This window comes from Candidatus Poriferisodalis sp. (genome assembly GCF_965198245.1).
Lineage (GTDB): Bacteria > Actinomycetota > Acidimicrobiia > Acidimicrobiales > Poriferisodalaceae > Poriferisodalis.
Genome location: NZ_OZ240249.1, coordinates 696,874 through 723,383, shown reverse-complemented (window position 1 = coordinate 723,383; position 26,510 = coordinate 696,874). Strand labels below are relative to the sequence as shown.

Here is a 26,510-nt window from a genome sequence, read left to right as displayed (position 1 = left end):
TTGGTACTAACAACGAGGGAGGCGCATCGTCGTGCAACTTGACGACCTAGACCTCGAAATCGTCGGGATGCTCAGCGTTGACGGAAGAGCCACCTACAGCGAGATCTCCAAAGAGGTCGGCGTCAGCGTCGGGACCGTGCGGAACCGGATCACGCTGATGCGTGAAGCCGGCGTGCTCCACCTCAATGTCTGGCTGGACCCGTACCGATCCGGCCTCGCCCTCTACGCCACGCTGCTGCTGCGAGTCAGTGCAGGGAAGCTCGAGGCCGTGACCTCGAGGCTGGCCGAACTGGACGAAGTCGGCTACGTCGCCACGCTCACAGGCGGACACGACGTGCTCGCAGACGTCTTCTGTCGAGATGTGCCTCACCTCAGCGATCTGATCCATAGCCAAGTTCAAGCGATTGACGGTGTGGAATCGGTGACCTCCTACCTCGTCACTGACGTGAAGTACGAGTCGAATCTCAACATCCGCAGAGTCATCGACAGGTTGGGCTCCGCCGACGATGAGCACGGCGGCTGAAGCCATGACGGCAGAGCTTCGTCATGCGGCTCGTGTCCTGTTCACGGAGATCCGGCCGGTCGCACCAGGCGACCAAGTTCTGATCACCGCCGACAGCGAGGCGGATCAACATGTCGCCCGCGCTGCCGAGGCGGCCGCGCGGGCAGTCGGCGCCGAGCCCACCGTCCTGACCTATCCGATGTGCACGCCTGTCGGTCCCGTGCCCGAGCCCGTGGCCGCTGCTGCATTGAAGGCCCGGCACTGGATCAACTTCTCGGTCGGCTACCACCTCTACAGCGACGCGTTTCACGCTGCGATCAGCAGCGGCTGCGTCTACCTGGAACTCACCGGCATGGACGCGGACATGATGATTCGCACCATCGGCAGGGTGAACAACGCCCTCCTCGACGAGGTCAAGGCCTTGCTGTATCGCAAGTCGCAGGCGGTCAGCACGCTGCGGCTGACCAGTCCGGCCGGCTGCGACGTGACGATGACCGTCGATCCCGCAGGCGATCCCTACTGGGAAGATCCGCCTGAGAACGGAGGCTGGCCCCAGATGCTCGGTGGTCAGTCCGGCTGCATGGTCATTCGTGAATCCGCGAATGGCACCCTCGTGTTCGACGGAGCGGCGTGGCCTCCGGACAGCCTCGGACTGCTCCGCCAGCCGATCGTCATGACCCTGGTGGACGGGTACGCAACTGAATTTTCAGGAGGACCCGAGGCTGAGCTGTACGAGCAGTGGCTTCGGTCGTTCGACAACACCGAGGCCCTGATGTTCGACCACTTCTGCTACGGCTTCAATCCAGGCGTGCGCAAGCCATCAGGACGAATCCTGGAGGACGAGCGAGTCTTCGGGTGTGTGCAGATCGGCATCGGCGCTACTGAGTTCGGTTCGCCGGCGCACTCCGATGGCGTGGTGCTCGCTCCGTCTGTGTGGCTCGACGACCAGCAGATCCAGGCTGACGGCGCCTACGTCGATCCGGAGATCGCGGCGTTGACCGATCGTCTGAGCGCTTGAGAAGGCATGGTTCAGCTTCCAGACCGTCTGGCCTCAGCGTCGAGAATGTCGGCGATGCAACCGGTGAGCTTCTCGGCGTAGGCGACGTGAAGGAACTCATTGGGGCCGTGAGCGTTCGACTCCGGGCCGAGAACCCCGGTCACCACGAACTGCGCCTCGGGGAACATACCGCCGAGCATGGCAATGAACGGGATGCTGCCCCCTTCGCCGAAGAGCTGCATCGGCTGCCCGAAGCGACGCAAGGCGCTCTCGTTGAGCGCCGCCGCCAGCCACGGTGCCAAGTCGGGGGCATCCCATCCGTCTGCGCAGTCGACCTCGTCCACGCTCACCGACGCCTGCAGCGGCGCATCGGAACGCAGCAGGTCCGCGAGCTCCGACGCGACCGCTTGGGAGTCGGCAGTCGGCGGCAGGCGCAGACTGAGCTTCAGGGCTGTGTACGGTCGCAACACGTTGCCCGCCGACGCGGTGGGCGGCATGCCATCGGCACCAACGACGCTGAGTGCGGGGCGCCAAGTACGCGCGAGCAGACCGTCAGCCGGGTCGTCCTCCATCAGTTGCAGATCGCCGATCAAGCCGAAGTCCTCGCCCGTGCCGCCCAGGAAATCTGCCATCGCCCGAGCTTCGGCAACCCGGTGGGAGGGAATGTCGGCGTTTGCTGCTTCAACCTTCACCTGGCCGGTCGCGGCATCCTCGATGCGATCCAGCAGGATGCGCAGCAGCCGGAACGACGAGGGCACCAATCCGCTGGCCATGCCGCTGTGCCAGCCCTCGGCGATGACATCGACCCGCAGGGTCGCCTCCACCAGGCCGCGCAGCGACGTCGTCAGCCACACCGTGTCGTAGGTGGCGCAGCCCGAGTCCAGGCACACCAGCAGGCCCACGTCGCCGAGTCGCTCGCCCAGCGCGTCGAGATGGTGCAGCAGGTCCGGGCTGCCGGATTCCTCACACGCCTCGATCAGCATCAGGCAACGGCTGTGGCTGCCGCCGCTCGCCTGCACCGCCTCGATCGCGGCCATGCTTGCGAACGCGGCATAACCATCGTCGGCTCCGCCGCGGCCGTACAGACGGTCGCCATCGCGCACCGGCGTCCACGGCCCCAGACCGTCCCTCCACCCGGTCATCTCGGGCTGTTTGTCCACGTGTCCGTAGAGCACCACCGTGGACTCGTCGCCGTCGTCAGTCGCGGCGGCGCCGAAGGGCTCCACCTCCACAACGATCAAGGGGGTTCGCCCCGGCAGCCGTTGGATCTCCACCGTGGCGCCGGTCACTGGCCGAGACTCCAACCACGCCGCTACCTGCTGAACCGCTGCCTCGATATGACCCGAGGCCTCCCAGTCGGCGTCGAAGCTCGGCGACAACGCCGGAATCGCGATGTAGCGCTCGAGCTCGGGAATGATCTCGCTGCCCCAGCACTCCGCAATCACGTTCTGGGCGTTTTCTGTATCCATGCTCGGATTTCTCCTGGCAGTTCACGGAGGGGTGGGCTTCGAACAGTAGAGCCTGTGGCTGGCTGGACAGATCGGTGGCTCGCTGGGTGTTCCCATTCGGCCAAGATCGAGATGCAGCGGGATCGGCATTGTGAAGGCAGATGGGGTGTGATGCTGGGACTCCGAACGAGCGGGTGAGCCGTGGTCGAACGCACCACTGACGCGGAGCTGCTGGCTGAGGGAGCCATCGAGCGGGTCGAGCGCTGGCTGGGGACGCCTGCCGCTCCCGATACCAAGTCGGGTCGGGCTGCCAGCAGGCGTCTGGCAGGAGTAGTGAGCGACCGGTGGGGCACAGCGTTTGCGATGAGGTTCGTGGACCGGGTGATCCGTCCTGAGGATCCCGCAGTGTCGACCCGCCAGCTGGCATCGCTGGTCGGCGAGGCGGAGCTGCCGTCATTCCTGTCGCCGGTTGACAAGCTGCTGGTCCGTCTCGGTGCTCGTATTGGGCCGAGATTCCCACGACTCGTTATGCCCCTTGCGAGGAAACGGATGAGGTCGTTGGTCGGTCATCTCGTCGTGGACTCCGAACCCGACCGGCTGAGCGCTCATCTGCGGACGCGCGTCGCTGCTGGTTTCTCGCTCAACGTCAACGTGCTCGGCGAAGCAGTCCTCGGTGACCTTGAAGCCCGCCGTCGTCAACAGGAAGTGCTCGAGACCCTTCGCTTGCCCGACGTGGACTACGTCTCCGTGAAGCTCTCGTCGGTGGTGTCCCAGCTCAACCCTTGGGACTTCAACGGCTCGCTGCACCGGGTCGTCGAGGCGCTCCGCCCACTGGTTCGAGCAGCCGCGGCCACGACACCCGCGACGTTCATCAACCTCGACATGGAGGAGTACCACGACCTTGAGCTCACCGTCGAGGCGTTCCGGACAGTGCTCGACGAGCCCCCCTTCGCTGACGTCGACGCCGGAATCGTGCTGCAGGCCTACTTGCCTGACTCATTCGACGCGCTCCGCTCGCTGGTCGACTGGCACAACTCCCGCGTCGAGACGGGTCGCCGCTGCGGCTTCATCAAGATTCGGCTGGTGAAGGGCGCGAACCTGGCGATGGAACGGGTCGATGCGGCTACGCACGGATGGCCTCAGGCGCCCTATGCCAACAAGGCCGACACCGACGCCAACTACAAGCGCTGCCTCGACTGGGTGCTTACCGGGGCCCGCACGGCGTCGGTGCGCATCGGCGTCGCGAGTCACAACCTGTTCGACGTGGCATGGGCAGATCTGCTCGCCACCGAGCGCGGCGTTCAGCATCGCATGGAGTTCGAGATGCTCGAGGGCATGGCACCGGCGCAAGCCGCTCGCCTGCGTGACGACGAGCGGGATGTGCTGCTGTACACGCCGGCAGTGGCGGAACGGGACTTCGACGTGGCCATCAGCTACCTGTTCCGCCGCTTGGAAGAGAACGCGTCTGAAGAGAATTTCATCCACCACCTATTCGGATTGCAGCCCGGCAGTCAAGGCTTCGTCGCCGAGGCAGAGAAATTCCGCGCAGCGGTCGCCGACCGCTGGACGGTGAGCGATGCACCACGCCGCACCCAAGACCGGCGCCGCGCCGAAGAGTCCGCCGACCCGAACCAGGCGTTCTTCAACGAGCCCGACACCGACCCTGCGTTGGCAGCCAACCGTGCCTGGGTCCGCGAGATCGTCTCGCGTGGCTGGAGCGGTCCCACCACTGGCATCACCCGAGACATCGACACGGTGGATCGCATGGTGCAGGCCTGCGCCATGGCGCAACGCGAGTGGGTTGCCCGATCGCCTGCGGATCGGCGCAAGATGTTGTGGAGCGTGGCTGACGAGCTAAGTCGCAGGCGCAGCGACTTGGTGTCGGCCATGGTTCATGAAGGGCACAAGACCGTCGCCGAAGCAGACCCGGAGGTCTCCGAGGCCATCGACTTCGCCCGCTGGTACGGCGATCGGACGCTGGATCTGGACGGTCTGGGTCTTGCCCGGTTTGAGCCATTCGGAACCGTGCTGGTGGCGTCTCCGTGGAACTTCCCCGTAGCCATACCGTCGGGTGGGGTGTTCGCTGCCCTGGCTGCGGGCAACGCCGTCATCCTCAAGCCCGCGCCCGAGACGCCTGGCTGTGCAGAGAGCGTGGCCGAGTGCTGCTGGGAGGCGGGTCTGCCTCGGGATCTGGTTGGCTTCGTCCGCACTCGGGACGACGATGTTGGCCGTCACTTGGTGACCCACCGAGGCGTGGGAGCGGTGATTCTCACCGGGGCCTACGACACCGCCCAGATGTTCCGCACATGGAATCCGGCGATGCGCCTGTTCGCCGAGACGTCCGGCAAGAACGCCATGGTGATCACACCGAGCGCCGACATCGATCTGGCGGTCGCAGACCTGGTGAAATCGGCATTCGGGCACTCGGGTCAAAAGTGTTCGGCGGCCAGCCTGGCCATCTGCGTCGGCGACACGTACACGTCGCCTCGGCTGCGGCGCCAGCTTGCCGACGCAGTGTCGAGCCTGCAGGTCGGACCCACTACTGATCTGGCCACGAACATGGGCCCCACGATCATCCCGCCCGAAGGCAAGCTGCTGCGGGCACTCACCGAACTCGACGACGGCGAAGAATGGCTGGTCGAGCCGCGTCGGCTCGACTCCCAAACCTGGACACCGGGCATACGCCTCGGAGTGCTGCCCGGCTCATGGTTCCACCAGACCGAGTGCTTCGGTCCAGTCCTCGGCGTCATGCAGGCGGAGACCCTCCGCGACGCGATCAGCATGCAGAACTCGACCGCTTACGGGCTCACCGGCGGCATTCACACCCTCGACCCGGGCGAGATCCGGGAGTGGACCGATGCCGTAGGAGTGGGCAATGCGTACATCAACCGCCCGACGACCGGCGCGATTGTCCGACGCCAGCCCTTCGGCGGCTGGAAACGATCCTCGATCGGACCAGGCGCCAAAGCAGGCGGTCCCAACTACGTGGCTCAGCTCGGCACATGGCACCGCGTCGATACACGTCTCAGCGACAAGGAATGGCTGGACGCGGCCCGGGCCAGCGACGACGAGGCTTGGCGGACGGAGTTCGCTGAGTCGCATGATCCGACCGGGCTGTACTGCGAGTCCAATGTCCTCCGGTATCGGCCCTTGCCACGCGTTGGGATGCGGGCTGAGGCTGACGCGGCGCCCCGAGACATCGCTCGAGTCCGAGCCGCCGCGCAGCGATGCGGTGCTGAATTAGTCACGTCGCACGCGCTGCTCGAAAGCAGCACCGAATTCGCTACCCGGCTGGCGACGCTGGATGTTGAGCGAGTGCGGGTCGTGGGAAGGTGCCCCAGGAACCTGCGAGCGGCGGCCAGTGAGGCGGGCGTTCACATCGCGGACGAGCCGGTCACCGCCGAGGGCCGCATCGAACTGCTGCACTACCTGCGCGAGCAAGCCGTCAGCCATACGACGCACCGTTACGGCAACGTCCTCTAGCGCGGTGGGGGTCTCTGAGTTCAGTGGAGGCGTGATGTTCTCTCTCGCGGTGGTGGTCATCGACCACTCACGCACCAACCAGTAACCGTCGCCGAGGCAACCCGTTACCGCGCACTTGGCCTGCGCCCTTGACTGCGACGTCCGGAAATCGGCAGAACTGCCGATGGGCAGCCTTTGAGCCATTTGGTTAGCTCGGCGGATGGCTGGCGACGACTTCGCTCCCGACTTGGTTCTGCGAAATGGCCAGATCGTGACCGCATGCAATGGGCTCGTCGCCGAGGCGCTGGCGGTGCGGGCCAACCGGGTCTGTGCGGTGGGCACTGACTTCGAAATCGGCTCGCTCGCCGGTCCTCGAACCCGTGTCGTCGACCTCGACGGTCGAAGCGTCGTGCCCGGGATCAATGACTCACACGTGCATCTCGGCTACTTCGGGGCGGTCCGCCCGCCGCTGGCTGTCGACGTGAGCTTTCCGACAGTGCAGTCGATCGACGACATCGCTCAAGCCATCCGGCATGCACGGCCAGCGGGCGGCTGGATTCGGGGCATCGGCTGGGACATCGGCTATCTCGACGACCTGAACGCACAGCGTCTGCCACACCGGCGAGACCTGGACGAAGTGACGGATCAGATTCCCGTCGCGCTTCGAGACTTCTCCGGGCACCAGCTGTGGGTCAACAGCCGCGCACTCCAGATAGCCGGCATCGGACGGAACACTCCAGATCCGAGCGACGGGGTGATCGTCAGAGACAGTGATGGCGAACCGACAGGGATACTGCAAGAGTCCGCGACCTCACTCGTCGCCGAGCACATGCCGTCGCTCAGCGATCACGAATTGAATCAAGCGCTGGACACAGCACGCGATCTGATGCATGCCGAAGGCATCACCTCTGTGACCGACGCGGCGCTTGGTCCGGGCGGCAATACGTTCGAAGGGGGCGCCGCCGGCGAGCGCCTTCTTCAGATATTGGCGGAACGCGCAGGCCGTGACGACTTCTCGCTGCGCACAACAGTGCTGATGGCATTCAGCCCGCTCACAACCTCCTGTGTAAGTGATGTGGAAGAGCACCTGCACACTTTTGTGCCACCTCCGAACAAGCCGGGGTGGTTCCAAGTCGCCGGCATCAAGCTTTTCGCCGACGGAGTGCCGCCCAACAAGACTGCTTGGGTCAGTCAGGAGTACTGCGGAGGTGGCTTCGGCTGTCTCACAATCGCCGGCGAGTGCGACGAGCAACGACTCGCCGACTTGGACGCGATGGTCGGCTTAGCTCATGATGCTGGCCACCAGATCGGCGTCCACGTCACGGGCGACCTTGCCATTGAGGCCACTGTCAAGTGTCTAGTTGAGGCACAGCTACGCAATCCGCGCCCGGATCCTCGTCACTACCTCATACATGCTGACCTTGCGAGCCCGGAGATGCTGAGGCTTCTTGCGCTGCACGGCTATGGCGCGAGCATGCAACCCGCCATCAAGTGGACCATCGCCACTCTGATGCGCGATCTCCTGGGCAAGGAACGCGCCGACTACCAGTGGCCGATGCGCACTGGGCTCAATGCAGGCGTGCGAGTCACGTCCAGTTCCGATGCACCCATCACCTATCCGAGTTGGCGCCAAGGAGTTGCCGCGGCAGTCCTGCGCGAGTCGAAGGCCACCGGAGAGACGTACGGGCCTGAAGAGCGAATTTCGCTTCTCGACGCTCTCGAGACGTACACGGTAAACGGTGCCTGGCAGGACCGGGCAGAGGCGTGGAAGGGCGACTTGGCGCCCGGGAAGGTCGCCGATTTCTGCGTTCTCGACGACCGAGTACTCGACATCGATCCGCACAAGATTCCGAGCGCTCAGATCGCGACGACCGTCGTGGACGGCCGAGCTGTCTTTGGCGATTTCGCCGACCTCTGAGGCAGCCGAGTCATGACGCGTTCGCCTACAAGCCACAAGAGAGGAAAATCATGGTCAACTCAACCAAGCCGATAGCGCGAATAGCGCTAGCCATAGCGGCCGCCGTATTGATTTCGGCCGCCTGCAGCAGCGAGAGCTCAACTGCCGATGGCGAGGATCAAGGCGGACCAGCGCCGACGGCCGCCGCTTCGACCACAGCTTCAGATGGCTCGGACGATTCAAGCGCAGCTGAGGAGGCTGCGCCCATCACCACCACCCAGGAAACAAGCGCAACGACGGCCGCAGACGCCGACGACGCAACGGAGGACGGTGACGCTGTGAGCACCGAGCCCATCAAACTCGGCGCAATCTCGACGTTGACGGGGCCCGCTTCCTTTCCCGAATCGCATTCAGCGGCACAAGCGGTATTTGACCGGGTCAATGCCGCCGGTGGCATCAACGGCCGAATGATCGAGTACATCGTGGAGGATGACGGATTCGACCCGGCGCTTGCCGCACAGGGAGCCCGCCGGCTCGGCGACGAGATCGGCGTGGTTGCAATGGTGGGCTCGGCCAGCGTCCTCGAGTGTGCCGTCAACGCTCAGTACTACGCAGAAGTCGGGCTCTTCGCCATCCAGGGAACGGGAATCGATCCCGTGTGCTTCGCTAGCTCCAACATATCTCCGGTGAATACGGGACCGTTCTTCTCGGATGCCGTTGCGTTGTTCTATGCAAGCCAGGAACTCGGCGCTGAGAATGTGTGTTTTGGGGCGTTCGACGTCCCCGGTTTCGGGCCTGCCTACGACGCCGCGGTAGCGGAGTGGACTGCTGCCACCGGCAAGGAACTCACCTACAGCGATACAGCCCTCATCTTCGATGGGGATCTGACCCCGTTCATGCTGGACCTCGAGAGCCACGGTTGTGACGCGGCCGTAGTTCAAGCGAATGACTTCCACTACGTGGCCATGATGCAGATCCGCGAGGCTCAGGGCCTCGATGTGCAAATCATTGGACTCACTTCCGGCTATACCACGGCCGTCGCGGAACAGCTTGGATCAGTCGGGAATGGGCTGATCCTGGCTTCGGAATTCGAGCCGTTCACTGACACCGACAGCGCGGTGCTGAGCGACTGGCGACAGCTCATGGATGAAGCCGGAGTGCCTCAGACATCGTTCGCTGAGGGCGGCTACTTGGCGGCCACGATCATGGTCGGCGTCCTCGAAGGCATCGACGGCGAGATCACCCGCGAGTCGGTGGCACAGGCCCTGCTGAACTTCGAGCCCATTGAGACCGGCATGACGGGCACCCCGTACGCCTTCGGCGAAGGCGCAGCTCATGGTTCGAACCGGGCGGCGAAATTCGTCGAACTCGTGAACGGCCAATGGGTCGTCAGAACTCCTCAGTGGATCGTCGTTCCCTGAGAAAGCCTCCCTGCTGTGAGTGGCCTCCCGGGTTGCCCTCCTTCTGTGACCGTGTCGTTTGACGCGGTCACAGAAGGGGGTGCTTGTCCCCGTCGACGATGATCCGAGCGTTCGTCGCTTCGCTCACAGCAGGCGCGTCGTACGCCATCTTTGGCATCTGCATCGTGCTGATCTACCGAATGGCGGGCACGCTCAATTTCGCCACGACGGCTGTCGGAGCAATGGGCGCGTTCTCCATGCTTGCGCTCCTCGACAACGGTGTCCCCATTTTCCAAGCCGCAACCGCTGCCTTGATTGTGGGCGTCTTGCTCGGCGCAGCGTTGGGCACCACATTCGCAGTCCTATTTCGCGACCACCAGCCGCTGACGCGCAGCACGGTCACCATTGCGGTCCTGCTCGGCATGCTCGCGGCTGGCTTCCGCATCTTCGGCGACAGCCCGCGCGCCTCTCAGCCTTTCCTGCCGGGAAGATTTGTCGAGGTCGCCGGAGTGCGCATCACCTTCGACACGATGATCGCAGTGACCGTTGCCTTGGTCGTCACGACGGTGGCGAGTGTCGTGCTGGTGCGCACGCGGGTAGGAATCCGCCTTCGAGCCATGTCCCAAGATGCCATCACCGCGGAACTCGACGGTGTGCCGGTCGCCGCCCTGACAGCTGCCGTATGGGGTGTGGCCGGGCTTCTCGCGGCACTCGGCGCGATCTTGGTCGGACCCAGCAGGCCGCCTGCTTTTGCTCCCATGGTCTTCTTGCTGCTGCCCGGCTTGGCGGCCGCCCTCGCCGGACGCTTCGAGCGTGTATGGCCGACTCTCGGGGCCGGATTCGCGATCGCCTTCTTGGAGGCGTACTCGGCGCGGCTCCCCGGCATCAGCCGCTACCGCGCTGCGGTCCCATTTTTTCTGATCCTGGCGCTCCTCCTTTGGCAGCGTCGCGACGAGGTGTGGGATGACGCGCGCTGACATTCGGCTCGGCGCCGCCGCCATCGCTGTGGGCGTGATCATGTCCGTTCAGAGCGAATTCCGGCTCTTTCTCACGACCAGTGCGGTCATTACGGCAATCTTGGCCCGCTCTGTCGGTTTCCTGTACTCGGATGCCCGCATGGTGTCGTTGTGCCAAGTCAGCCTCGCCGGGATCGGCGGCTGGACCGTCGGATGGTTCGCACTGCACACTCGGGTGCCGGTGGAGGTCGCCTTGGTTCTCGGCGGGATAGCCGCCGTTCCGATCGGCGTTCTCGTCGGTCTTCCGGCTCTCCGCCTGCGCGGAGTGGATCTCGCAGTCGTAACTCTCGGACTCGCGGCGGCGATCCAGATCACAGTCTTCAACCGGGGCTTTCCAGGCGAGCGCGACAACTTCCTTGCTCCGAGGCCATCCATCGCCGCTTCTGAACTGCGCTTCCTTTGGTTCACGCTCTTGGTGGCGCTCGTGTTGGAGCTTGGCCTGCGGGCGCTTCGCCGTCAGGCAGTCGGAACATCGTGGGCGATGGTGGGCCAATCCGAACGGACTACCGCCGCAGCCGGGCGATCCATCATCTTGACCAAACTCACGGCGTTCGCCGTCAGCGCTCTTGTCGCCGGCATCGCTGGAGGACTCCTCGCGTTGCAAGTGGGGCGGGTATCTGCGCGGCAGCTGGAGCCGATCGACTCATTGGTGATCTTTGCGCTCATCGTGATGGCCGGAGCTGCGGGAGCTCTCGGAGCCGCAATTGCCGGCACCTTCTCGGCATGGATTCCCGAGCTGTTGCGGATGCTGGGATGGTCCCAGGACATCGGACCTTTGGTATTCGCAGTTGGCGCAGCACATGTGCTCAGCCAAGACAGCGACGGCATCGCAGGCCAGTGGATTGCGCTGGCTTCAAAGTTCCGGAGACGACGGCACGCGCCGTCTTCAAACCGGCGAGAGACGCACAAGTGCCAACGGCCAAGTTCGAGGAACAGCTCACTTGTCGTTCGAGATCTCACTGTGGACTACGGATCAGTACGCGCTGTCGGCGGCGTGTCGATCGACATTGCACCAGGTCAAGTCGTCGGACTCATCGGAGCCAACGGCGCCGGAAAATCAAGTCTCGTGGACGCCGTGACCGGATACCTGTCGGCGACCGAAGGCACCGTCCATTTGGGGTCCCGACCGCTGCATTCGCTCACCGCCCATCAACGCGCCCGAGCGGGTCTCGCACGCACCTTTCAGCGAGAGCGAACACCGACTCGCCTCTCGGTGGACAGTTACCTTGCCGTCGCTGCAAGGCGACGCACCACCATGGAACAGAGAGACTGGCTGCTTGCACAATTCGACCTGCCAGATTCCCGTACGCGCATTGCGCAACTCGACTCGGCCGCGCGTCGGAAGCTCGAACTCGTCGCCGCGCTCTGCTCGGTGCCTGCAGTTGCTCTCTTGGACGAGCCCGCGGCCGGCCTGACCGACACCGAGTCAAAACGGCTCGGATCAGCTCTGACCTGCGTAGCTGGCGAATGGGGCATCGGCCTGTTGATCATCGAGCACGATCTGCGGCTGATTCGCGACGTCTGTGAGACGGTTGTCGTCTTGGATCAAGGACAGTCGATCGCCGCAGGCCCGACCGCTCCGACATTGGCGAGCGAGCAAGTGGTTGCGAGTTACCTCGGCATAGAGCCGAAAGTCACATGAACTCAGCGCGACGCCCTGCGCTCACAGTCCTCGATCTCGACGTGCGGCGCAATGGTGTGCCTGTCGTTCGCCACACGAGCTTCAACATCTGGCCATCAGAAGTCGTCGCCCTGGTGGGTGCCAACGGCTCAGGCAAGACGACGTTGCTCGAAGCGGTATCGGGGGTCGTCAAACCGTTCGAAGGCGCAATTCAGCTCCACGGCAACGACGTCACGAACAAATCGCGCCGCCATCGCAACCGGTGTGGCCTCCGCCACGTGCGACAGGGTCGACGGATCTTCGCTGATCTCTCAGTCGAGGAGAACCTGCGTGTCGCCTCGAACGATGTCGCACTTGCCTATGAGGTCTTTCCGGAGCTTCGGCCCAAGGCTCGCATGCGCTCAAGCGAGCTGTCGGGTGGGGAACAACAGATGCTCGTCCTTGCCCGCGCCCTCATCGCGGACCCTTCGGTCCTGCTGATCGATGAGATTTCGCTTGGTCTTGCACCCCGCGTGATTCAGAGGCTGATCGGCGTCGTGAAGTCCGCGGCTGAGGCGGGTGTCGCCGTACTGCTCGTCGAGCAGTTCGCCACTATCGCCCTCGAGGTTGCGGAGACTGTCTTGGTGCTCGCACGTGGGCAAGTCGTCCTGGAGGAACGGGCAGATGTCCTGTTGAAAGATCCCAGTCCGCTTCACCGCGCATACTTCGGCCCAACCGCGGTCCCCAGTCGAGAAGAAAGTTTGCGACACGACTGACCTCGTGGCCGATGCGACTCAGGATGCTTGTCGACCTGGTCGAGGGGAATCAATCCCAGCCCGAGTCCAATGACCGCCGCGTGAGCACGATTAGCCGCGCCCAGCTTGGACAGGATGTGCTCTACATGGGTCGCGACGGTGCGCTGGGCGATGTACAGCGTCGCAGCGATTTGCGCGTTCGAATCGCCTCTTGCGACAAGTCCGAGAACTTCTCGCTCTCTCTCGCTGAGCAGGGCGCGCACGCTCGTTCTGGGGACGCAGGCCACGACGTTGTCCAGCGCCGGGGCAATAATGCACAGGCTCAAGTGCGCCAGGTCTGTGATGTCATCTTCCGTCTCGGTAGAGAAGTGCATGCTGCCGAATGCGTCGTCGTGGGTTGACAAAGGAACCGACACGCCGCCGCCGAAGCCCGCAGGTATGACGTAGTCCACCACTGTCTCCGGGAGTGGTTCAAGGCTCAGCGCCTCGTTCAATCGGGTTCCGCGTTGTGGCGGCTGCATTTCTCGCCACTCGTCGAAGAACGACTTGCTGCTCAGGTGCGTGACGAGGTCGTGAGAGTACCCCCGGCTGGACACGATCTCGCTCCGTCCGAGAGAGTCGGGCGGTGCCGTAATGCATGCCCCCACGAACGGCAGGACGTCGCTGACCTCGTCGAGAATGTCTTCGACTCGGTCCTCAGGCGGCGCGGAAGAAGAAGCGACAGCAGCCACAGAACCGACGAATCTCGCGACATCGGATTGCGACTTCACGGATGGACGCTACCACGCTGCTCTCATTCGCCAAGTCAGAGAAATACGTTTGTTCGATCATTTCTCGCACCTGACGCGAGCGGTCAAGAACGCTCGCGCGCAACTACGAAACCATTCAGCAGGGATCCATGCGAGTGTGATCTCGCAGTGACATCGACGGCGGTCAGCGGCTCCTAGGCGGTGATCGCGAGCACCGCCCTGATCGAAGGCGACCTCGCCACCCTCACCACCCGCACTTGACATCTATAGGAACGTCCCAGGGTGAATCAACGGGCAAACTGCGGGAGTGCGCGTGCTGTGGCGCGGATTGACGTTGGCCTGCCCGTCCTGCGGCGGCCGCGGCTTGTTTCGACGTTGGGCCATGTTCGCTATACGAGAGCGGTGTCCAAGTTGCGGCTTGAGATTCGAACGCATGGAGGGTCATTGGCTGGGCGCAGTGGCCGTGAACACGGTCGTGTCCGCAGCCGCCGTGCTGGCGACCGTCGTTGCGGCGATGCTGGTCTGGGGCACTGATATCAGCCGCAGTTTGCTGCTGGCGCTCGCCGCTCCTGTCGGTGTGCTTGTGCCGGTGCTGTTCGACCCGGTGTCGCGCACCCTGTGGACGGCGATCGACGCGCTGATGAGGCCTCCGAGTCCGAGCGACTTCGACTGACCGACCCTCCACAATTCGGGGGGAAGCCCAGCACTAGTTCAAGCCGGCGACCACGGCTCGCGCAATGATCGTGCACCGCTGTGCACGTTCGACTGCCTTGGCGGCGACTCCGTGCGCTATGCCTTCGGGTTCGTATTCGGCCTGGGTCTTGAGCGGAAGAAGTCGGCGCAGGTCCTTGGCGACAGCATTGGCGTCGGCGAACTCTTGAGCTTTGCGGGCGTATGCACGCACTTGAGCAGCTGACACCGGTCTTGTCCGAGGCGACCTAGGCATCGGCTATGTCCCGGAGCTCGTCGAGGGAGGCACCGAAGATGGCTACGCCATCGCGGGCGATTTCTTCCCACACATGCCCGCCGTGCGACAGCTTCTCGACGGCTGTGGTCAGCCCGATCTCGATGACCTCGATGTCGTTCCCCGTGATTGCTCGGGCGTTGTGGCGCCATCGGTCAATCCCTTCGATCCATGCGTCATCGTCGGGGTCCACCTCGTCGGGGCGCACGACGACGACATCGATGTCGCTTGTCCGGTCAGCTTCGCGGCGGGCGAACGACCCGAAGACGATCACGCTCGCAGGCGGCTGGGGCAGATCCCCTGCAGCGGTGCCGATTCGGTTGAGCACGTTGTCTCGCAATCGAGCCAGTTCGACGACGATTCGAGCGGCCTCGTTCTCGCGATTGAGGCGGAACAACGACGACGGCGGCACCTCTCGTCGCTCCACCAAGCCGAGTTCCACGAGGCCGGGAATCACACGCGACGCTTGTGATGCGCTCACGCCAGCCAGCCGAGCCACGGTGCGCAGGTTGAGCTCAGCGGAAGTTTCGGCGAGCACAGCAAGCACTTGTCCTTGCGCTCCTGGGATCACGGCACTGACCGGGTGCACGAAATCCATGCCGGCACCCTAGCTCTATAGCGAGCATAAATACAACAATCGTTGCATATTTGACCTATTCAGGCGTTTCGGCCGGGATCTGGTACTGCGAGTCCAAGCCGGCGGCGCTTCAGCGGTAGGTGGACACAGAGACGCCGCTGAGGCCCTCAAACCGCTTCGGGTCGGCGGTGACGACAGTCCGATTCGTTGCTCGTGCGGTGGCGGCGATGATGAGGTCGTGGGCGCCGCGTGCCCGGCCGGCTCGTTGGGCCTCGGCCAGCAGTTCGGCGTGGACGACGGCGACTTCGGCGTCGATGAGGACAGTCGTGTCGAGCAGCAGCGCTGTCATGCGCGATCGTCGACCTCAAGCAGCCTGCGCAGCTCCGCGAGCTCGTCGGCCCATGCGGGGTCCGGACGTGCGGCGGAAAGCAGTTCCTTGACTTCACGGCCGTCGCCGCGGCCGAGCGGCTCGATGCGGGCGACCGCCTTGCCGCGCCGGACAACAGTGAATTGCTCGCCGCGGTGCTCGACGGCATCGAGGACGGAAGCGAAACCCCGTGCCGCATCGGTTGCGCTGATCTCCGCCATGGAATCAGATTATCCGATATGCACATCCACTTCACCCGAATTTCCGGCCGGCCGGAGCAACGACCTCGCGATCAATGCTGGTGCCTGTGCCGGGCTGGCTCTCCCACTCCGATTCCTCGTGGTACTCCAAACGCGTCTCTGCTCCCACGTCGCCCGCAGGATCGTTGGCGGCACCGACGAAAACTCGTCCGTCGAGGCTGGGTGCTGCACCCATCAGCGCAAGCTAACCATCGGAGATCCCCGGTATGCCGCTGCGCAGAGAGTTCGAGACCGACTATCCGCTTGCGACCGCTCGCCCGTTTCTCAGCGAAGACGGCCGGGATCTGGTGCTGCGCGTCCAAGACGAGACGGTGCTGAGCCCGTCGCTGCGGTTCGTGGTGCGCACCAACCAAAGCGTCATGCTCTCGATGGAAGTGCAGCGCTTCCAGCAGGACGCCGAGTACGAGCAGACCGACGAAGTGCGCCGCTTCCGCCTGTTCGGCACTCCGAACGTGGTGCTGGACCCCGAATTCGGCTTCGGCGAGCCGACGATTCGGGGCCGGCGACTGCGGGTCTCCGCGATTGCCGAGGCGATTGCCGCTGGCGACGCGCGTGACGACATCAAGGCGACATGGGACATCAGCGACGACGTCGTCGACGACGCCCTGAGATGCTCACGGGTTGCATGAGCTTGACAGCCTGTCACCCTGGTTACTGACCCAGCGGGAACGGCTCGAGCCGGTCCGCGAGGGCCGCCACGGTCAAGCGCTGCGCTCAGGGCAACACCTGCTGGATGAGAGCTTGGATCCTTGTCTCCAGGCGGGTGGTTTCGAGGTCGGAGAGATTCCGCGCTTGGCTGATCTCAGCAATCGCATCACCGCCTCGGGCGAACTGCGTCCCGAGGACCTGTCTGACCCGTTCCTTGTCGGGACCAAAATCGATGTCACGCTTGCCGGCGGCGGCGCAAACCTCAAGAGCGCGCCAAACGTCGATGGCGTCGCTGTCTTTGCGACGCACGGTGCGGGCCATGATCTTGAGGTTCAGCGCAGCGGTTTCGTCGGGCATTCGCACCGGGAAACTCTGCTTGGATCCGTCCAGGAATGTGACCTCCAACTGAAGATCGACAGGTTGGCGCTGAAAGGCCAGCGCTAGTCCAGGTACTTCGGTCGTGACGAGGTGTTGCCCGAACTTGCGGTTGCGTCGTGGACGGCTTTGGTACGCCGGGATGAGAACATCGATGATGGCATTTCGGTCGGCGGCCGTGGACGGGAGACCGGTAGCGGGCTTCTCGAAGCGGTTTCCTGCCGTCTTCGAGTACCCCAAGCGTTCAAGCCCATCGGTGAGTTCAGGGGTCTGTACGACCTGAGGCCTCACACCGAGGTCGACGTCTTGGGTAAGGCGCGTCAGATCCAATCCCCACCGGAACACGTGTAAAGCGATCATGTGTCCACCGATGATTCGGCTGTCGCCATTGACCGTCGCTGCAGCGACATCTGCCAGCGCTACGAATCCGAGGTGTTCAGCAGTCGATGCGCATGTCAAGTCGAGATGGTCTAGCGGGTCAGCAGCCATTCGCGAATCTTCTCTGCGGCTTCTGGTCGATCGGTCCCGCCAAGTCGCTGGAGGTCCAAGAACACCTGCGTCGGATGAGCGAGAGTCGGGTCGCCTTCGTGACGCACTCGCAGTACCGAGGCATCTGCGGGCACGATCAACTCCACGTTGGCATCGTCGGGGCCTTGAGCTGGGGTCAGATCAAGATGGGCTGACAGCCGATGATCGCCCGTGTACACGGTTGTGTGGGTAGGCACTCGCCACGGGACGAGGCGGTCAGCGGCTACGTCACCGGAGATGACGGTGTCAGAGTGAAGAGACTCCCCGGTGGCCACGATCCGTTCGCATGTCTGCTGCGGTGGATCAAGCGAGTAGAACCAACTGGTGAACCTGCGTGTGTCCGCATAGTTATTCCAGAGAGAATCGAGCAGCGCTGGTCGGTCCACGGTCCATGTCGATCGACCGTGACGTTCGACGAGCCCAGCGGCCGACAGCGCCGACAACACCTGTGAGACCCGAGGCTGGCTGACACCAGCACGTTCTGCAAGCTCGGTCTCGCCTCCGACGTCGCCGTCTGAGATGAGCGAGCGGATGATCGACCACGATCCGGACCCTGAAGGAAAGCTGCGACGCGGCTTTCTCACCGGACGGCTCGGAACGCGGCGACTGATGCGGATGCCGCGCGTACGGACATCCGCGTTGCCTTGGGTGTCGGCCCACGACCACTGCGCCTCCGTAAGTGCTCGTCCGGTGGACTCGGAAATGAGCGGTGCCACGAGCAGCGGGACACCCACGGTCGCGAGGCGGTTTCGCAATGGCTCCAGGCGCGATATCTCACCGGGATACGGGGCACGACTCTTCACTTGGACAGCAAGTCGAATGTGATTGTCGTCAACCTCGGCGTCGAGCAACGCATCTGCAAAATCGGCGGCAGGCTCGTCTGAACTCACCATCGCCTCGATGGCAACGCTGTCAAAGAGCTGTGTCACGTTCATAAGCATGCACGTATTATAAGCAATGTGCTTATCACTACAAAATCCTTATTCGACAGCACAGCTCGCTCTTCGAGCGCAGCGGTCGGAGCGGGTCGGGGCGGCAACTGTCACCGCCTTGTATTCAGCGATCGATTCGGGACTGCGTCGTAGCGGTTGGGTTGGCGGCGGCTTGGGCGATGAGCGGGATGCGGAGTTGACTGGCACGGTTTTTGGACTTGGCAATCACCCTCGACTTGGAGGGGATTCGGAGCTGGTGGTGCCGGCGGCCTGGGCGACAAGCGGGCGGAGCTGCGTGGCGGCGCGGTGCTGGCTGTCGAGCGTGGCGAGGATCCCTTTGCGTTCCATCAGCACGAACGAGGGGACCTCCGCAGCGATCTTGCGCACGACGGCTCGTGTGCAGCCGGCGATGACCTCCACCACCATGGCGGCGACCTCGCGCAATGCGGCGGTCAGCCCTTCTCGATCATGGCTTTGAGGAGTCTGAGCTATTTGCCGTCGGACACTCCGATGGCGATGCGCAGCAGGGGCGACATCAGCCGCCACAACACGCCCCTACCCTGGCCTTCTGCGGTCTCTCCATCGGCGGTGATCTTGTCGATCCCGGGCATCCATCGGTGAGCGTTCGGCCAGTCGGTGAGGGCGGTCCACACGTGCGGAACCGGGTGACGAATGATCTCTTCGACAGAGAATGCGTGCGACATGACGTGGCTTCTTGACAGTCCGTTGTGCCCCTGAGCACCTGGATGCCCTCAATCTGGTGACCGGTCGGGGTGCGGTGCACCAACTGGGAGTTCCATTATTCGTTTGGCGGGAGTTGTCGCCAGACATAGCGTCGCCGGGGTGTCGGGCAACTGCGCAACCGACGAGTGTGACGAACTCAAGCGCGAGACGGTGGCTGCGGCTCGCCAGGCGGGCGCTACATGGGAAGCCATCGGCAAGGCCCTGGGCATCACTCGACAGTCGGCTTGGGCGCTCTACTCAGCCGACGCTGCTGCTGTCAGCGCTGACCTCGCTGCGAACGCCGCGAATAACCCATACCTTTCCGAAGACGAGGCGCTCGACATTGCCGTCGAGGAAGTACGGCAGGTCCGCAGAGCTCGCCGCACGCGCTGACTCACGCCGATGCGAGTCGTGGTGTCCACAGGTCGGTTTCTCCGTGAGCCATTTGCCTGCACGATTGAGGTCTTGGCGAAGCGGTCAGCGCTAGAAGTGGGCTCTCGTTACGCTTCGGGCATGGAGCAGCTCAAGCTGGTGCTCGACGCCGAACAGGCTCGCTACCTGAACGAACGCGCGGCGGAGCTGCACCGCACCCCTGACGAGCTGGTCTCTTCGCTGCTCACCTACTGGCTGCACCATGCTCACAAGCCACAGCCACTCGGCGAGAACGAGTCGGTCCCGGACAGATTCGCCCTGATTGCCGAGCAGTACGTCGATACGAGCCGAGAACTGCTCAAAGACGACCCTGACCTTCGCCTCGACATCGATGTCCCATCGGGAGACGACGACAGCCCTCCTGCCGCCAAGCGTCGCAGTGACGTCGATGTCGTCCCCACAGAAGGAATGACCGAGGAGGATGTTCAGCGTGCATTCGCCGAAATCGCTGAGCACTACACGGAGATCTGCCGCGAGGTCTCCGGCGAAGACCCGGTGCTTTCGGGCGGCGTCGTCTCAGAACGCCACCTGTACGCCTATGGCCTCCCGATTCGTGAGGAGTCCCGCAGCGCGGGCTGGCTGTCGGCGCTGGCTACCCGCATCGAACAACTGCTGTCGATGCGCCCGAAGTCATAGAGTACGCAGCGGATCCACCATCAAACGTGCTCTTGGTGGCCGACCCACGGCCGTACACGGCACTCATGGTTGACCTGCTGCTACGCCGACATCGAGGGATCAACAAGACCGCCGCAGACTTCTTGGCCGCAGCGATCCACTACGAGACCGCTCTTCACGTCATCGAAGGGAACGTGAGCACGAACTGGGAGGTGCTCTGCGACATGGAGGGCGTGGAATTGCGCATCATTCCCGCCAGCGGATAACTCGCATGCGCGCCCGTCGCCGCGAACAACTCTGACCTTCCCGAAGACGAGGCACTCGACATTGCCGTTGAGGAAGCACGGGCAGTCCGCAGAACTCGCCGTGCACGCTGATCCAGCCCGATGCGGGGACCGGCACGGCAGTACGGTGGCTGCGAACACCCCGGAACCGTCCCTGCTTCGGCAAACGGCCGGGGTTACGTCTTTCCAGGATCCGACACGTCGGGCACCGTCAAGCGGGGCGCAATCGGCACCGTCAGACCGTCGGGGAGTACCCCCTGATGCAACGCCCACACCCGTCGGTCATTGCGTTCAGCAGCAATCAGCGCGCCGGTGTCGTACGTGTAGCCGGGCACGCCGCTGACTCATGCCCTCATGTCGGAAGCGATCACCTTGTCAGCCCAGGCCAGCTCCTCGGCGCTGAGTTCGCCGTGCTCCTCTTCCCACTCACGCACGGCCGCAAGCCCGTCCTCGATGCGGATCGCCCGCTCTGCAGCCGCGTTGAGCCACGCAGACAGGCTCACCCCGTGCGACGCAGCGGCGCTGGCCGCACGTTCGGCGACCGACTCGTCCAAAGAGATCGACAGCTTCTTCACCGCCACGAACGTAACGGTAGCCCTGCACTTCGATCCAACCGATTTCGGCCTGAGGCCAGCGCGGCGACGACGTGGAGGTCGATCTCGTCGACGAGACTCAGGTCTGCGTGCCGGCGCCAGTGGTGGCGTGGGCGACGGGCAGGCGGAGCTGTTCGGCGGTGCGGTGCTGGCTATGCGTCGTCGCTCTGTGTCGAGTCGGCTGGTTCGGGAGTATCTGAGCTGTCGTTCACCGGGCCGTAGACATCCTCGATCGGGATGTCCTCAGGCCAGTCTCGTGTGGGCGCATAACCGCCGCGCTTCCCTATCAGCCCGACGCGTCCGGGGACTGCTCGGTTCGTCATTGCGCTGCCTCCTGTCATCCGCTGTCGGTAGTGGTGAATTCGAGTGTTTCGATATCGTCCCATTTGACGAGCAGGCTCGTGCGTAGCCCGGGGCCGCCGGAATCCTCTGTGCCGCTGTGAGGTGCGACCGGAGCGCCGTTCTCGCCAAAGGGAACGGCCCATGAGATGAGCAGATCGCGCTTGGGGCCTTGGGCGGACGCGTAGGAACCTATGCCGTAGTAGCCGCCAACCCAGCGTCCGCTCTTGAGTTTGCAGCGCACTACGCCCTCAGACTCGCTTCGGAACAGATACGCCCAAGCGTTCGGTGCTCCCCTGCCGCTTCGTGTCCAGCCTACAAGCCACTGTTCGACTCGATTGAGCCACCCAAATCGCGCCAGCCATCGACCCCACGCTGCCAGCAGACGTACGAGGCCACCCAGGGCGAAACCCATCGCGACAGCACCGACGACGTACGCGAATGGTACGAACGCGAGCAACTTCGGAACCGGTTCGAGCTTCGCCAGATCAGCCCAGTAGTTGGAAGCCAGCCAGTAGATCGTGCCTGACGCGACGGCGAGATAGACAGCGGAGATTGCCGCCAAACGAAACGGCCAGTCCCGCGCGCGTCGGGCGTAGACCTCATTCCATCGCTCGTAACCCCAGATGAAAGCGACTCCGGGAATCAACAGTGCGGCGATGGTGAGCGCCGCTGAAGCGAGTGTCACCGCGACTGCCTAGGACAGACGCACGAAGGCTGTCAACTGGATTGTTCAGTACGCGTTGCCTTGCGGCATGAGGCCTACACCGCTCCCACCGTGCGGAGCATCGATCGCGACGTCTCTACGGTGCTCGATGCAAGCTCCGGTCGCACCGGAGAGCCGGACTTCGGGTGGACAGGCACGGCGTTTCGGTGACGTGGCAATCACCCTCCGCCCGGAGGCGACTCGGCACTGGCGGCAGCGGCGGCGTGGGCGACGAGCGGGCGGAGCTGTTCGGCGGCGCGGTGCTGGCTGTCGAGCGTGGCGAAAATTCCTTCACGTTCCATCTGCACGAATGCGGGGATCCCCGCAGCGATCTTGCGCACACGGCCCGTGTGCAGCCGGCGATGACCTCCACCACCATGGCGGCGAGCTCATCGCCCCGGCCGGCGCCTGGCCGGCGCCCGCCTGTCCCCGAACACGGCGCTACGCGGCGCTACGTCCCCGTGCCGCTTCGAAGAGTTGCTCGGACAGCCTGAGTTCGCGGCACCGGTACGGTGACGTCATGGTGTTGGCGCGGCTTACTGTCGGCGGTCGGGTGACGCTGCCGAAGGAACTTCGGCTTGCCGCGGGCCTGCACGACGGTGACGAACTCGAGGCTGAAGTCGTCAGCGACGGGATTCTGCTTCGACCTTGCGCCGAGCGCGACCCCGAGCAAGGGTGGTACTGGACGCCGGAGTGGCAAGAAGGCGAAAAACAAATCGAACTTGACCGAGCGACGTCATGGATACATCCCGAAGGGCATCGCGAGACCGTCCGATTTTCCGCGTGAACGTCTGCCCGAGCCGCCACCCCGCGACAGCAAGCCCAGCGACTGAGCTTCCGACGGCGGATTGGGTCAACTGATCCGTCAGCGCTGACCTCGCCGCGAACAACTCAGACCCTTCCGAAGACGAGGCACTCGACGTTGCCGTAGAGGACATACGGCAGTTCCGCAGAGTTCGCCGCGCACGCTGGCCCACGCCGATGCGCTTTGTGATGGACGCGAACACTCAGACGCGTTCGTGCCCCGCCGAAGCGGGGCACGTTCTGCGAGTCAGCAGAGGAGCAAGCTCACGGCACCGAATACTCGGGTCCTCTCCGCTGGGAACTCGATTCGAGTTCCCGTGGCAGCGTACTTCCCGATCCCGATTGGACGGTCGTCGTTTCTTGAGGCTTGGAGATCATCCTGAGCAGCGAGCCGAACTAGGGCGAGCAGCGGCGGCGGCTCGGGCGACGAGCGGGCGGAGCTGCTCGGCGGCGCGGTGCTGGCTGTCGAGCGTGTCGAGGATGGCTTCGCGTTCCATCTGGGTGAACGCCGGGATCCCCGCAGCGATCTTGCGGACCACGCTGCGCCCGCAGCCGGTGCTAGAGCAGGTTGGCGAGTGCGTGAACTCGCTTGCAGCACTCCTCAAATGTCGACGTTTCGGCGTTGGGCCAAACCAGGAGCCGGAGGGCGTCGTTGTAGGACTGCTCAACTTCGTCCTGGCCGGATGCCCACGCGGGGCCTTGGGCAAAGCCGCCTGCGGGTCGCTCAGCACTCGGCAGGCCAGCCGCCGTGGAGTGCCGGGCGACCTCGCGCGCCAAGATGTCGGCGCCTTGCAGCTTGAGTTGGTTCAGCACTGCCCTGCTGCGCAAGAGCACATCGACGTCGTAGTAGTGCCGCGCGGTATCGCGAGAGGCGTTCGCGACTCCTCGCAGTGCCTCAGTGATCCAGAAGTCCTTCTCGACGTGGTGCTGAGGAATCCCCGCAACTCGTGCCACGGCACTGGCGTAACCCTCCATCTCGCTTGGGTCGTCGAGCATGCGAAAGGTCATGCTTGCAACAGCTCTTCAAGGCGCTGCCAGCGGGCACGAGCGTCGGCATGGTGTTCATCGTGAATCTGCTCAGCAATCGTGGGAAGCCGAATCTCGCCCTTTGCCGCGAGTTGCGCCAGAGCGGCCACGGCGCTCTCCCAGTCCGCCTCGGCGAATCGGAGACCGTCACGCAGCACTTCGATAACGGCGACTTCGAGGAAGCGCAGCTTCCGGATCCGGCGCTCGACTGATCGCGACACGAACTGCACGCCTTGAGGCGGCGTTGGGGGCCGTCCGGCAACCGCGACGACGTCCACAGACGGAACCTGGCTGGTCAATCCCAACGCCGCTGCGGCTGAGAACTCCGCTGGTCCGGCGCCGTCGCCTGCCACTTCCAGCCCCACTTGCATCGGCCGTGGCGCCGGAATTCCGGCTCGTGTACGCGGCCCTTTCCAGTACAGCCCCTTGCGCACTCGCAGCAGTTCGTTCCTGTCGACGAGGCGCGCGAATTCGCAGTCGACCGCATGCGGAGGTGCTTGCAGCTCGCTGCTGAAAACAAACGAACGCTCTGGCATCCGTGCGACATGATCACGGACAAGCCGGGCGGTGCTCATGAGAGATCATTGTAGCGAAAATCTCTCAAACCCGTTGCGGCCGCAGCGGCTTGGGCGACGAGCGGGCGGAGGTGCGGTATCGCACATGGGTGCTCGCGGTGTATCTGATGACCACCGGCATCAAAGGCACCAGCAGCACTAAGCCGCATCGAGACTTGGGCGCGACACAGACGACCGCGAGGTTCTTGGCGCACCGCATCCGCGAGGCAAGAGCTGACCACGACGAAGCCCTGCTCGCGGGCCCGGTCGAAGTCGATGAGACCTACATCGGTGGCCGTGCGCGAGCGATGCACGCAGCCAAGCGTCGAGTCATCGGACGCAGCGGTTCGAACAAGACACCGGTGGTCGGAGCGCTGGGCTGAGCGACCGGCAAGATCAACGCCGAAGTGATCGAAGAGGCTGACGCGCTGCCCGGCACTGTCGCTGAACCAGGCCGCTCAAAGCCCTGGTAAGTTGCCCTCGGCAAGGCACGGCAGTCATGGCAAGTCGCGGCGAGTTCTGGTCTCGCAAGGCGTGGCAAGGCAGGCACGGAACTACACGGGTGGCATTTCGTGTACGTGGCCCGCGCGTGTCGATCACCGGGCTAGTGCCCTGACCAGCACGTTTAGGTGGTCAGTTGGAACCACAGGTACGCATGTGGTCGCGTGTAGATCGGGATAGAGGTCCGCACCCCCGGGGGTTGGGATAGAAGCCGCCCCCGGGGGCACGGTGCGGGACTGGCAGGTTTGCTGCGACGGAGTTTCTAGGCCAGCGCACCGAGTTCAATTCTCGGCAGTTCCACTACACGAATACTCTCATGGGCTACGCGACCTGCCAACTCTCGCGGCAAACACGCTGGTCACGCGCGTGCAACAGGTGACTCGCATCGCGCGAATTTGGTCGCCGGGTTTTGCGGTCTTAGGCTCGGAGCAGATGGCTACAGCGTTCGTCCCTAACCACCTAGGCGACATCTCACCCGACGAAGCGATGCTGGTGGCGATCCGGTGGCTGCGCCAGCAAGGCAAGCCCCACTGCGTCTTGGCAGCGGGGGTGCGGATTATCGAGTATTCCGAGCCGTTGCGGCGACTGGTGCGACGCGACGAGATCACAACGCTTCGGTCAGCTTCGCGTTCCATGCTCAGCCGTGCTGCGGCAGTGCTTGGATGCTGGCCGAGTGCCGACGATTTGGCTGAACTGCACCGAGTGGCGACAGCGGGTACGGCCGTCTGCGTGGTGCGTTGGGTCGATACGGTTGAAGAACGCGTGTGGATCAATTCGACCGGTGCCATGAACCTCTTGACTGGGCAAGTCGGCGATGATCGGTACCCGGTCGCCGTTGACCCGGTGGTTCAAGTGGCGATGCGCAGTCTCTCGGCGTCCGTGAACCTCAGTGGTTGGCACCCTATGGACGAGAACCGGATCAAGTGGGTGCTACTCAACGCGCCGCGGGAAGGGCATCCCTACGACCCGGATCATCTCTTTGAGTGGGTTCTGACGGAGCAGTTGTTCCCTTGGTATCAAGCTGCGAAGCTGCGAAAACTAGCTGCTCAAGTCTGCGAGGGGCGCAGTCTCCGCATTCGGTACGGCACGCACTATGTAGATGACATCTTTGACAAGTGGCGCAGGGAGGCTGACGGCATCTAGTTGCCGGGCAAACCTGTTCTGCCCTCCACACCTGTGCGTAACCGCGCATATAAGTCCCATTGCCGCAGCCGAGGATCGCTCGATGTCATCCCGGGTTCGACGCGCAGTGAGCGACGCTCTGCCCACCCCGTCCCGCTGAGTCCCCTCACACCGTGCAGGCACGGTTTGCTCTGCTCCGTGCCTGCTGCGGCCCGTCCACTCAGCTTCCGAGAGGACCAGCACGGCTTGCTCGAGGGCCCGGCGATCACTCTTCGGCATGGGCGAACCCGGCAACAGCAGCCGGCGATGACTTCGATGATCATGTACGCGAGAT

35 protein-coding genes are annotated in these 26,510 nt (G+C 63.9%); 16 read left to right on the top strand and 19 right to left on the bottom strand.

From position 1 onward, the window contains the following. Positions 1-31: 31 nt before the first annotated feature. The gene (locus tag ACOCMM_RS03375) at positions 32-523 is read left to right on the top strand and encodes an Lrp/AsnC family transcriptional regulator (RefSeq protein WP_419551783.1); all 492 of its coding nucleotides are present in this window, start codon (positions 32-34) and stop codon (positions 521-523) included. Next, positions 507-1,520 carry a hypothetical protein gene (locus ACOCMM_RS03370; RefSeq protein WP_419551782.1) on the top strand — a complete coding sequence of 338 codons (1,014 nt, stop codon included), beginning with the start codon at positions 507-509 and terminating at the stop codon, positions 1,518-1,520. Before ACOCMM_RS03375 ends, ACOCMM_RS03370 begins: the two co-directional genes overlap by 17 nt. Before the next feature lie 11 nt (positions 1,521-1,531). Here ACOCMM_RS03370 and ACOCMM_RS03365 read toward each other — a convergent pair whose 3' ends face one another. After that, the gene (locus ACOCMM_RS03365) at positions 1,532-2,968 is read right to left on the bottom strand and encodes a M20/M25/M40 family metallo-hydrolase (protein WP_419551781.1); all 1,437 of its coding nucleotides are present in this window, start codon (positions 2,966-2,968) and stop codon (positions 1,532-1,534) included. A 180-nt stretch (positions 2,969-3,148) separates the two neighbouring features. On the opposite strand from ACOCMM_RS03365, the gene ACOCMM_RS03360 reads away from it, so the two are divergent. The 6 genes from ACOCMM_RS03360 (at position 3,149) to ACOCMM_RS03335 (ending at position 13,098) form a co-directional block, all read left to right on the top strand. Continuing rightward, entirely contained in the window at positions 3,149-6,430 is a 3,282-nt protein-coding gene (locus ACOCMM_RS03360) for a bifunctional proline dehydrogenase/L-glutamate gamma-semialdehyde dehydrogenase (RefSeq protein ID WP_419551780.1), read from the top strand. A 199-nt stretch (positions 6,431-6,629) separates the two neighbouring features. Further along, positions 6,630-8,327: an amidohydrolase gene (locus tag ACOCMM_RS03355; RefSeq protein ID WP_419551779.1), complete on the top strand. Its 1,698-nt coding sequence runs from the start codon at positions 6,630-6,632 to the stop codon at positions 8,325-8,327. A 50-nt stretch (positions 8,328-8,377) separates the two neighbouring features. After that, positions 8,378-9,727 carry an ABC transporter substrate-binding protein gene (locus ACOCMM_RS03350; RefSeq protein WP_419551778.1) on the top strand — a complete coding sequence of 450 codons (1,350 nt, stop codon included), beginning with the start codon at positions 8,378-8,380 and terminating at the stop codon, positions 9,725-9,727. 98 nt (positions 9,728-9,825) lie between these two features. Then, positions 9,826-10,683 (top strand): branched-chain amino acid ABC transporter permease, encoded by an 858-nt coding sequence (locus ACOCMM_RS03345; RefSeq protein WP_419551777.1) that lies wholly within the window; start codon positions 9,826-9,828, stop codon positions 10,681-10,683. Continuing rightward, complete coding sequence (locus tag ACOCMM_RS03340; protein WP_419551776.1) at positions 10,670-12,364, top strand: ABC transporter permease subunit; 1,695 nt, start codon at positions 10,670-10,672, stop codon at positions 12,362-12,364. Before ACOCMM_RS03345 ends, ACOCMM_RS03340 begins: the two co-directional genes overlap by 14 nt. Next, positions 12,361-13,098, top strand: coding sequence for an ABC transporter ATP-binding protein (locus ACOCMM_RS03335; protein WP_419551775.1), 738 nt, complete (start codon positions 12,361-12,363; stop codon positions 13,096-13,098). Before ACOCMM_RS03340 ends, ACOCMM_RS03335 begins: the two co-directional genes overlap by 4 nt. Here the strand turns inward: ACOCMM_RS03335 and ACOCMM_RS03330 are convergent. Next, positions 13,035-13,847, bottom strand: coding sequence for a response regulator transcription factor (locus ACOCMM_RS03330; protein ID WP_419551774.1), 813 nt, complete (start codon positions 13,845-13,847; stop codon positions 13,035-13,037). The two genes, ACOCMM_RS03335 and ACOCMM_RS03330, sit on opposite strands and share 64 nt — an antisense overlap. A gap of 361 nt (positions 13,848-14,208) precedes the next feature. Between ACOCMM_RS03330 and ACOCMM_RS03325 the strand changes: the two genes are divergently transcribed. After that, the gene (locus ACOCMM_RS03325; RefSeq protein ID WP_419551773.1) at positions 14,209-14,499 is read left to right on the top strand and encodes a DUF983 domain-containing protein; all 291 of its coding nucleotides are present in this window, start codon (positions 14,209-14,211) and stop codon (positions 14,497-14,499) included. Positions 14,500-14,532: 33 nt separating this feature from the next. On the opposite strand, the gene ACOCMM_RS03320 is transcribed toward ACOCMM_RS03325, so the two are convergent. The 5 genes from ACOCMM_RS03320 to ACOCMM_RS03300 form a co-directional block, all read right to left on the bottom strand. Then, positions 14,533-14,745 carry a hypothetical protein gene (locus ACOCMM_RS03320; protein WP_419551772.1) on the bottom strand — a complete coding sequence of 71 codons (213 nt, stop codon included), beginning with the start codon at positions 14,743-14,745 and terminating at the stop codon, positions 14,533-14,535. A gap of 19 nt (positions 14,746-14,764) precedes the next feature. After that, positions 14,765-15,388 (bottom strand): nucleotidyltransferase domain-containing protein, encoded by a 624-nt coding sequence (locus ACOCMM_RS03315; protein ID WP_419551771.1) that lies wholly within the window; start codon positions 15,386-15,388, stop codon positions 14,765-14,767. 109 nt (positions 15,389-15,497) lie between these two features. Continuing rightward, on the bottom strand, positions 15,498-15,716 hold the full coding sequence (locus ACOCMM_RS03310; protein WP_419551770.1) for a type II toxin-antitoxin system VapC family toxin: 219 nt from the start codon (positions 15,714-15,716) through the stop codon (positions 15,498-15,500). Then, entirely contained in the window at positions 15,713-15,955 is a 243-nt protein-coding gene (locus tag ACOCMM_RS03305) for a type II toxin-antitoxin system Phd/YefM family antitoxin (protein WP_419551769.1), read from the bottom strand. Before ACOCMM_RS03305 ends, ACOCMM_RS03310 begins: the two co-directional genes overlap by 4 nt. Positions 15,956-15,986: 31 nt before the next feature. After that, positions 15,987-16,169, bottom strand: a complete 183-nt coding sequence (locus tag ACOCMM_RS03300; RefSeq protein ID WP_419551768.1) for a hypothetical protein — start codon at positions 16,167-16,169, stop codon at positions 15,987-15,989. A 31-nt stretch (positions 16,170-16,200) separates the two neighbouring features. Here ACOCMM_RS03300 and ACOCMM_RS03295 point away from each other — a divergent pair, with 31 nt between their 5' ends. Further along, positions 16,201-16,623 carry a DUF433 domain-containing protein gene (locus ACOCMM_RS03295; RefSeq protein WP_419551767.1) on the top strand — a complete coding sequence of 141 codons (423 nt, stop codon included), beginning with the start codon at positions 16,201-16,203 and terminating at the stop codon, positions 16,621-16,623. Between the two features lie 85 nt (positions 16,624-16,708). Here the strand turns inward: ACOCMM_RS03295 and ACOCMM_RS03290 are convergent, their stop codons facing one another. The 4 genes from ACOCMM_RS03290 to ACOCMM_RS03275 form a co-directional block, all read right to left on the bottom strand. Beyond that, positions 16,709-17,506: a hypothetical protein gene (locus ACOCMM_RS03290; protein ID WP_419551766.1), complete on the bottom strand. Its 798-nt coding sequence runs from the start codon at positions 17,504-17,506 to the stop codon at positions 16,709-16,711. After that, entirely contained in the window at positions 17,488-18,486 is a 999-nt protein-coding gene (locus tag ACOCMM_RS03285) for a hypothetical protein (protein WP_419551765.1), read from the bottom strand. Before ACOCMM_RS03285 ends, ACOCMM_RS03290 begins: the two co-directional genes overlap by 19 nt. Positions 18,487-18,702: 216 nt before the next feature. After that, entirely contained in the window at positions 18,703-18,921 is a 219-nt protein-coding gene (locus ACOCMM_RS03280; RefSeq protein ID WP_419551764.1) for a hypothetical protein, read from the bottom strand. A gap of 44 nt (positions 18,922-18,965) precedes the next feature. Next, complete coding sequence (locus tag ACOCMM_RS03275) at positions 18,966-19,181, bottom strand: SRPBCC family protein (protein ID WP_419551763.1); 216 nt, start codon at positions 19,179-19,181, stop codon at positions 18,966-18,968. A gap of 139 nt (positions 19,182-19,320) precedes the next feature. Between ACOCMM_RS03275 and ACOCMM_RS03270 the strand changes: the two genes are divergently transcribed. The 3 genes from ACOCMM_RS03270 to ACOCMM_RS03260 all read left to right on the top strand — a co-directional run bounded on the left by ACOCMM_RS03270 (position 19,321) and on the right by ACOCMM_RS03260 (position 20,513). Beyond that, on the top strand, positions 19,321-19,593 hold the full coding sequence (locus ACOCMM_RS03270; protein WP_419551762.1) for a hypothetical protein: 273 nt from the start codon (positions 19,321-19,323) through the stop codon (positions 19,591-19,593). A 120-nt stretch (positions 19,594-19,713) separates the two neighbouring features. After that, the gene (locus ACOCMM_RS03265; protein WP_419551761.1) at positions 19,714-20,268 is read left to right on the top strand and encodes a hypothetical protein; all 555 of its coding nucleotides are present in this window, start codon (positions 19,714-19,716) and stop codon (positions 20,266-20,268) included. A 35-nt stretch (positions 20,269-20,303) separates the two neighbouring features. Then, positions 20,304-20,513 (top strand): hypothetical protein, encoded by a 210-nt coding sequence (locus tag ACOCMM_RS03260; protein ID WP_419551760.1) that lies wholly within the window; start codon positions 20,304-20,306, stop codon positions 20,511-20,513. A 194-nt stretch (positions 20,514-20,707) separates the two neighbouring features. Here ACOCMM_RS03260 and ACOCMM_RS03255 read toward each other — a convergent pair whose 3' ends face one another. From ACOCMM_RS03255 to ACOCMM_RS03235, 5 genes are all read right to left on the bottom strand, one after another. Next, complete coding sequence (locus tag ACOCMM_RS03255) at positions 20,708-20,866, bottom strand: hypothetical protein (RefSeq protein ID WP_419551759.1); 159 nt, start codon at positions 20,864-20,866, stop codon at positions 20,708-20,710. A 9-nt stretch (positions 20,867-20,875) separates the two neighbouring features. Then, positions 20,876-21,112 (bottom strand): hypothetical protein, encoded by a 237-nt coding sequence (locus tag ACOCMM_RS03250; RefSeq protein WP_419551758.1) that lies wholly within the window; start codon positions 21,110-21,112, stop codon positions 20,876-20,878. A 164-nt stretch (positions 21,113-21,276) separates the two neighbouring features. Beyond that, on the bottom strand, positions 21,277-21,447 hold the full coding sequence (locus ACOCMM_RS03245; protein WP_419551757.1) for a hypothetical protein: 171 nt from the start codon (positions 21,445-21,447) through the stop codon (positions 21,277-21,279). 14 nt (positions 21,448-21,461) lie between these two features. Beyond that, entirely contained in the window at positions 21,462-22,151 is a 690-nt protein-coding gene (locus tag ACOCMM_RS03240; protein ID WP_419551756.1) for a DUF6338 family protein, read from the bottom strand. 197 nt (positions 22,152-22,348) lie between these two features. Further along, a complete protein-coding gene (locus ACOCMM_RS03235; RefSeq protein WP_419551755.1) occupies positions 22,349-22,510 on the bottom strand; it encodes a hypothetical protein in 162 nt (53 codons plus the stop codon). Between the two features lie 179 nt (positions 22,511-22,689). Here ACOCMM_RS03235 and ACOCMM_RS03230 point away from each other — a divergent pair, with 179 nt between their 5' ends. Further along, on the top strand, positions 22,690-22,956 hold the full coding sequence (locus tag ACOCMM_RS03230; RefSeq protein ID WP_419551754.1) for an AbrB/MazE/SpoVT family DNA-binding domain-containing protein: 267 nt from the start codon (positions 22,690-22,692) through the stop codon (positions 22,954-22,956). Between the two features lie 391 nt (positions 22,957-23,347). Here the strand turns inward: ACOCMM_RS03230 and ACOCMM_RS03225 are convergent, their stop codons facing one another. From ACOCMM_RS03225 to ACOCMM_RS03215, 3 genes are read right to left on the bottom strand one after another with little or no spacing between them, the layout of a single operon-like run. Next, the gene (locus tag ACOCMM_RS03225) at positions 23,348-23,512 is read right to left on the bottom strand and encodes a hypothetical protein (protein ID WP_419551753.1); all 165 of its coding nucleotides are present in this window, start codon (positions 23,510-23,512) and stop codon (positions 23,348-23,350) included. 19 nt (positions 23,513-23,531) lie between these two features. Beyond that, positions 23,532-23,981, bottom strand: coding sequence for a hypothetical protein (locus ACOCMM_RS03220; RefSeq protein ID WP_419551752.1), 450 nt, complete (start codon positions 23,979-23,981; stop codon positions 23,532-23,534). After that, entirely contained in the window at positions 23,978-24,574 is a 597-nt protein-coding gene (locus ACOCMM_RS03215; protein ID WP_419551751.1) for a hypothetical protein, read from the bottom strand. Before ACOCMM_RS03215 ends, ACOCMM_RS03220 begins: the two co-directional genes overlap by 4 nt. A gap of 50 nt (positions 24,575-24,624) precedes the next feature. Between ACOCMM_RS03215 and ACOCMM_RS03210 the strand changes: the two genes are divergently transcribed. Further along, positions 24,625-24,936, top strand: a complete 312-nt coding sequence (locus tag ACOCMM_RS03210; RefSeq protein ID WP_419551750.1) for a transposase — start codon at positions 24,625-24,627, stop codon at positions 24,934-24,936. 550 nt (positions 24,937-25,486) lie between these two features. After that, positions 25,487-26,197 carry a hypothetical protein gene (locus ACOCMM_RS03205; RefSeq protein WP_419551749.1) on the top strand — a complete coding sequence of 237 codons (711 nt, stop codon included), beginning with the start codon at positions 25,487-25,489 and terminating at the stop codon, positions 26,195-26,197. Positions 26,198-26,510 lie beyond the last annotated feature (313 nt).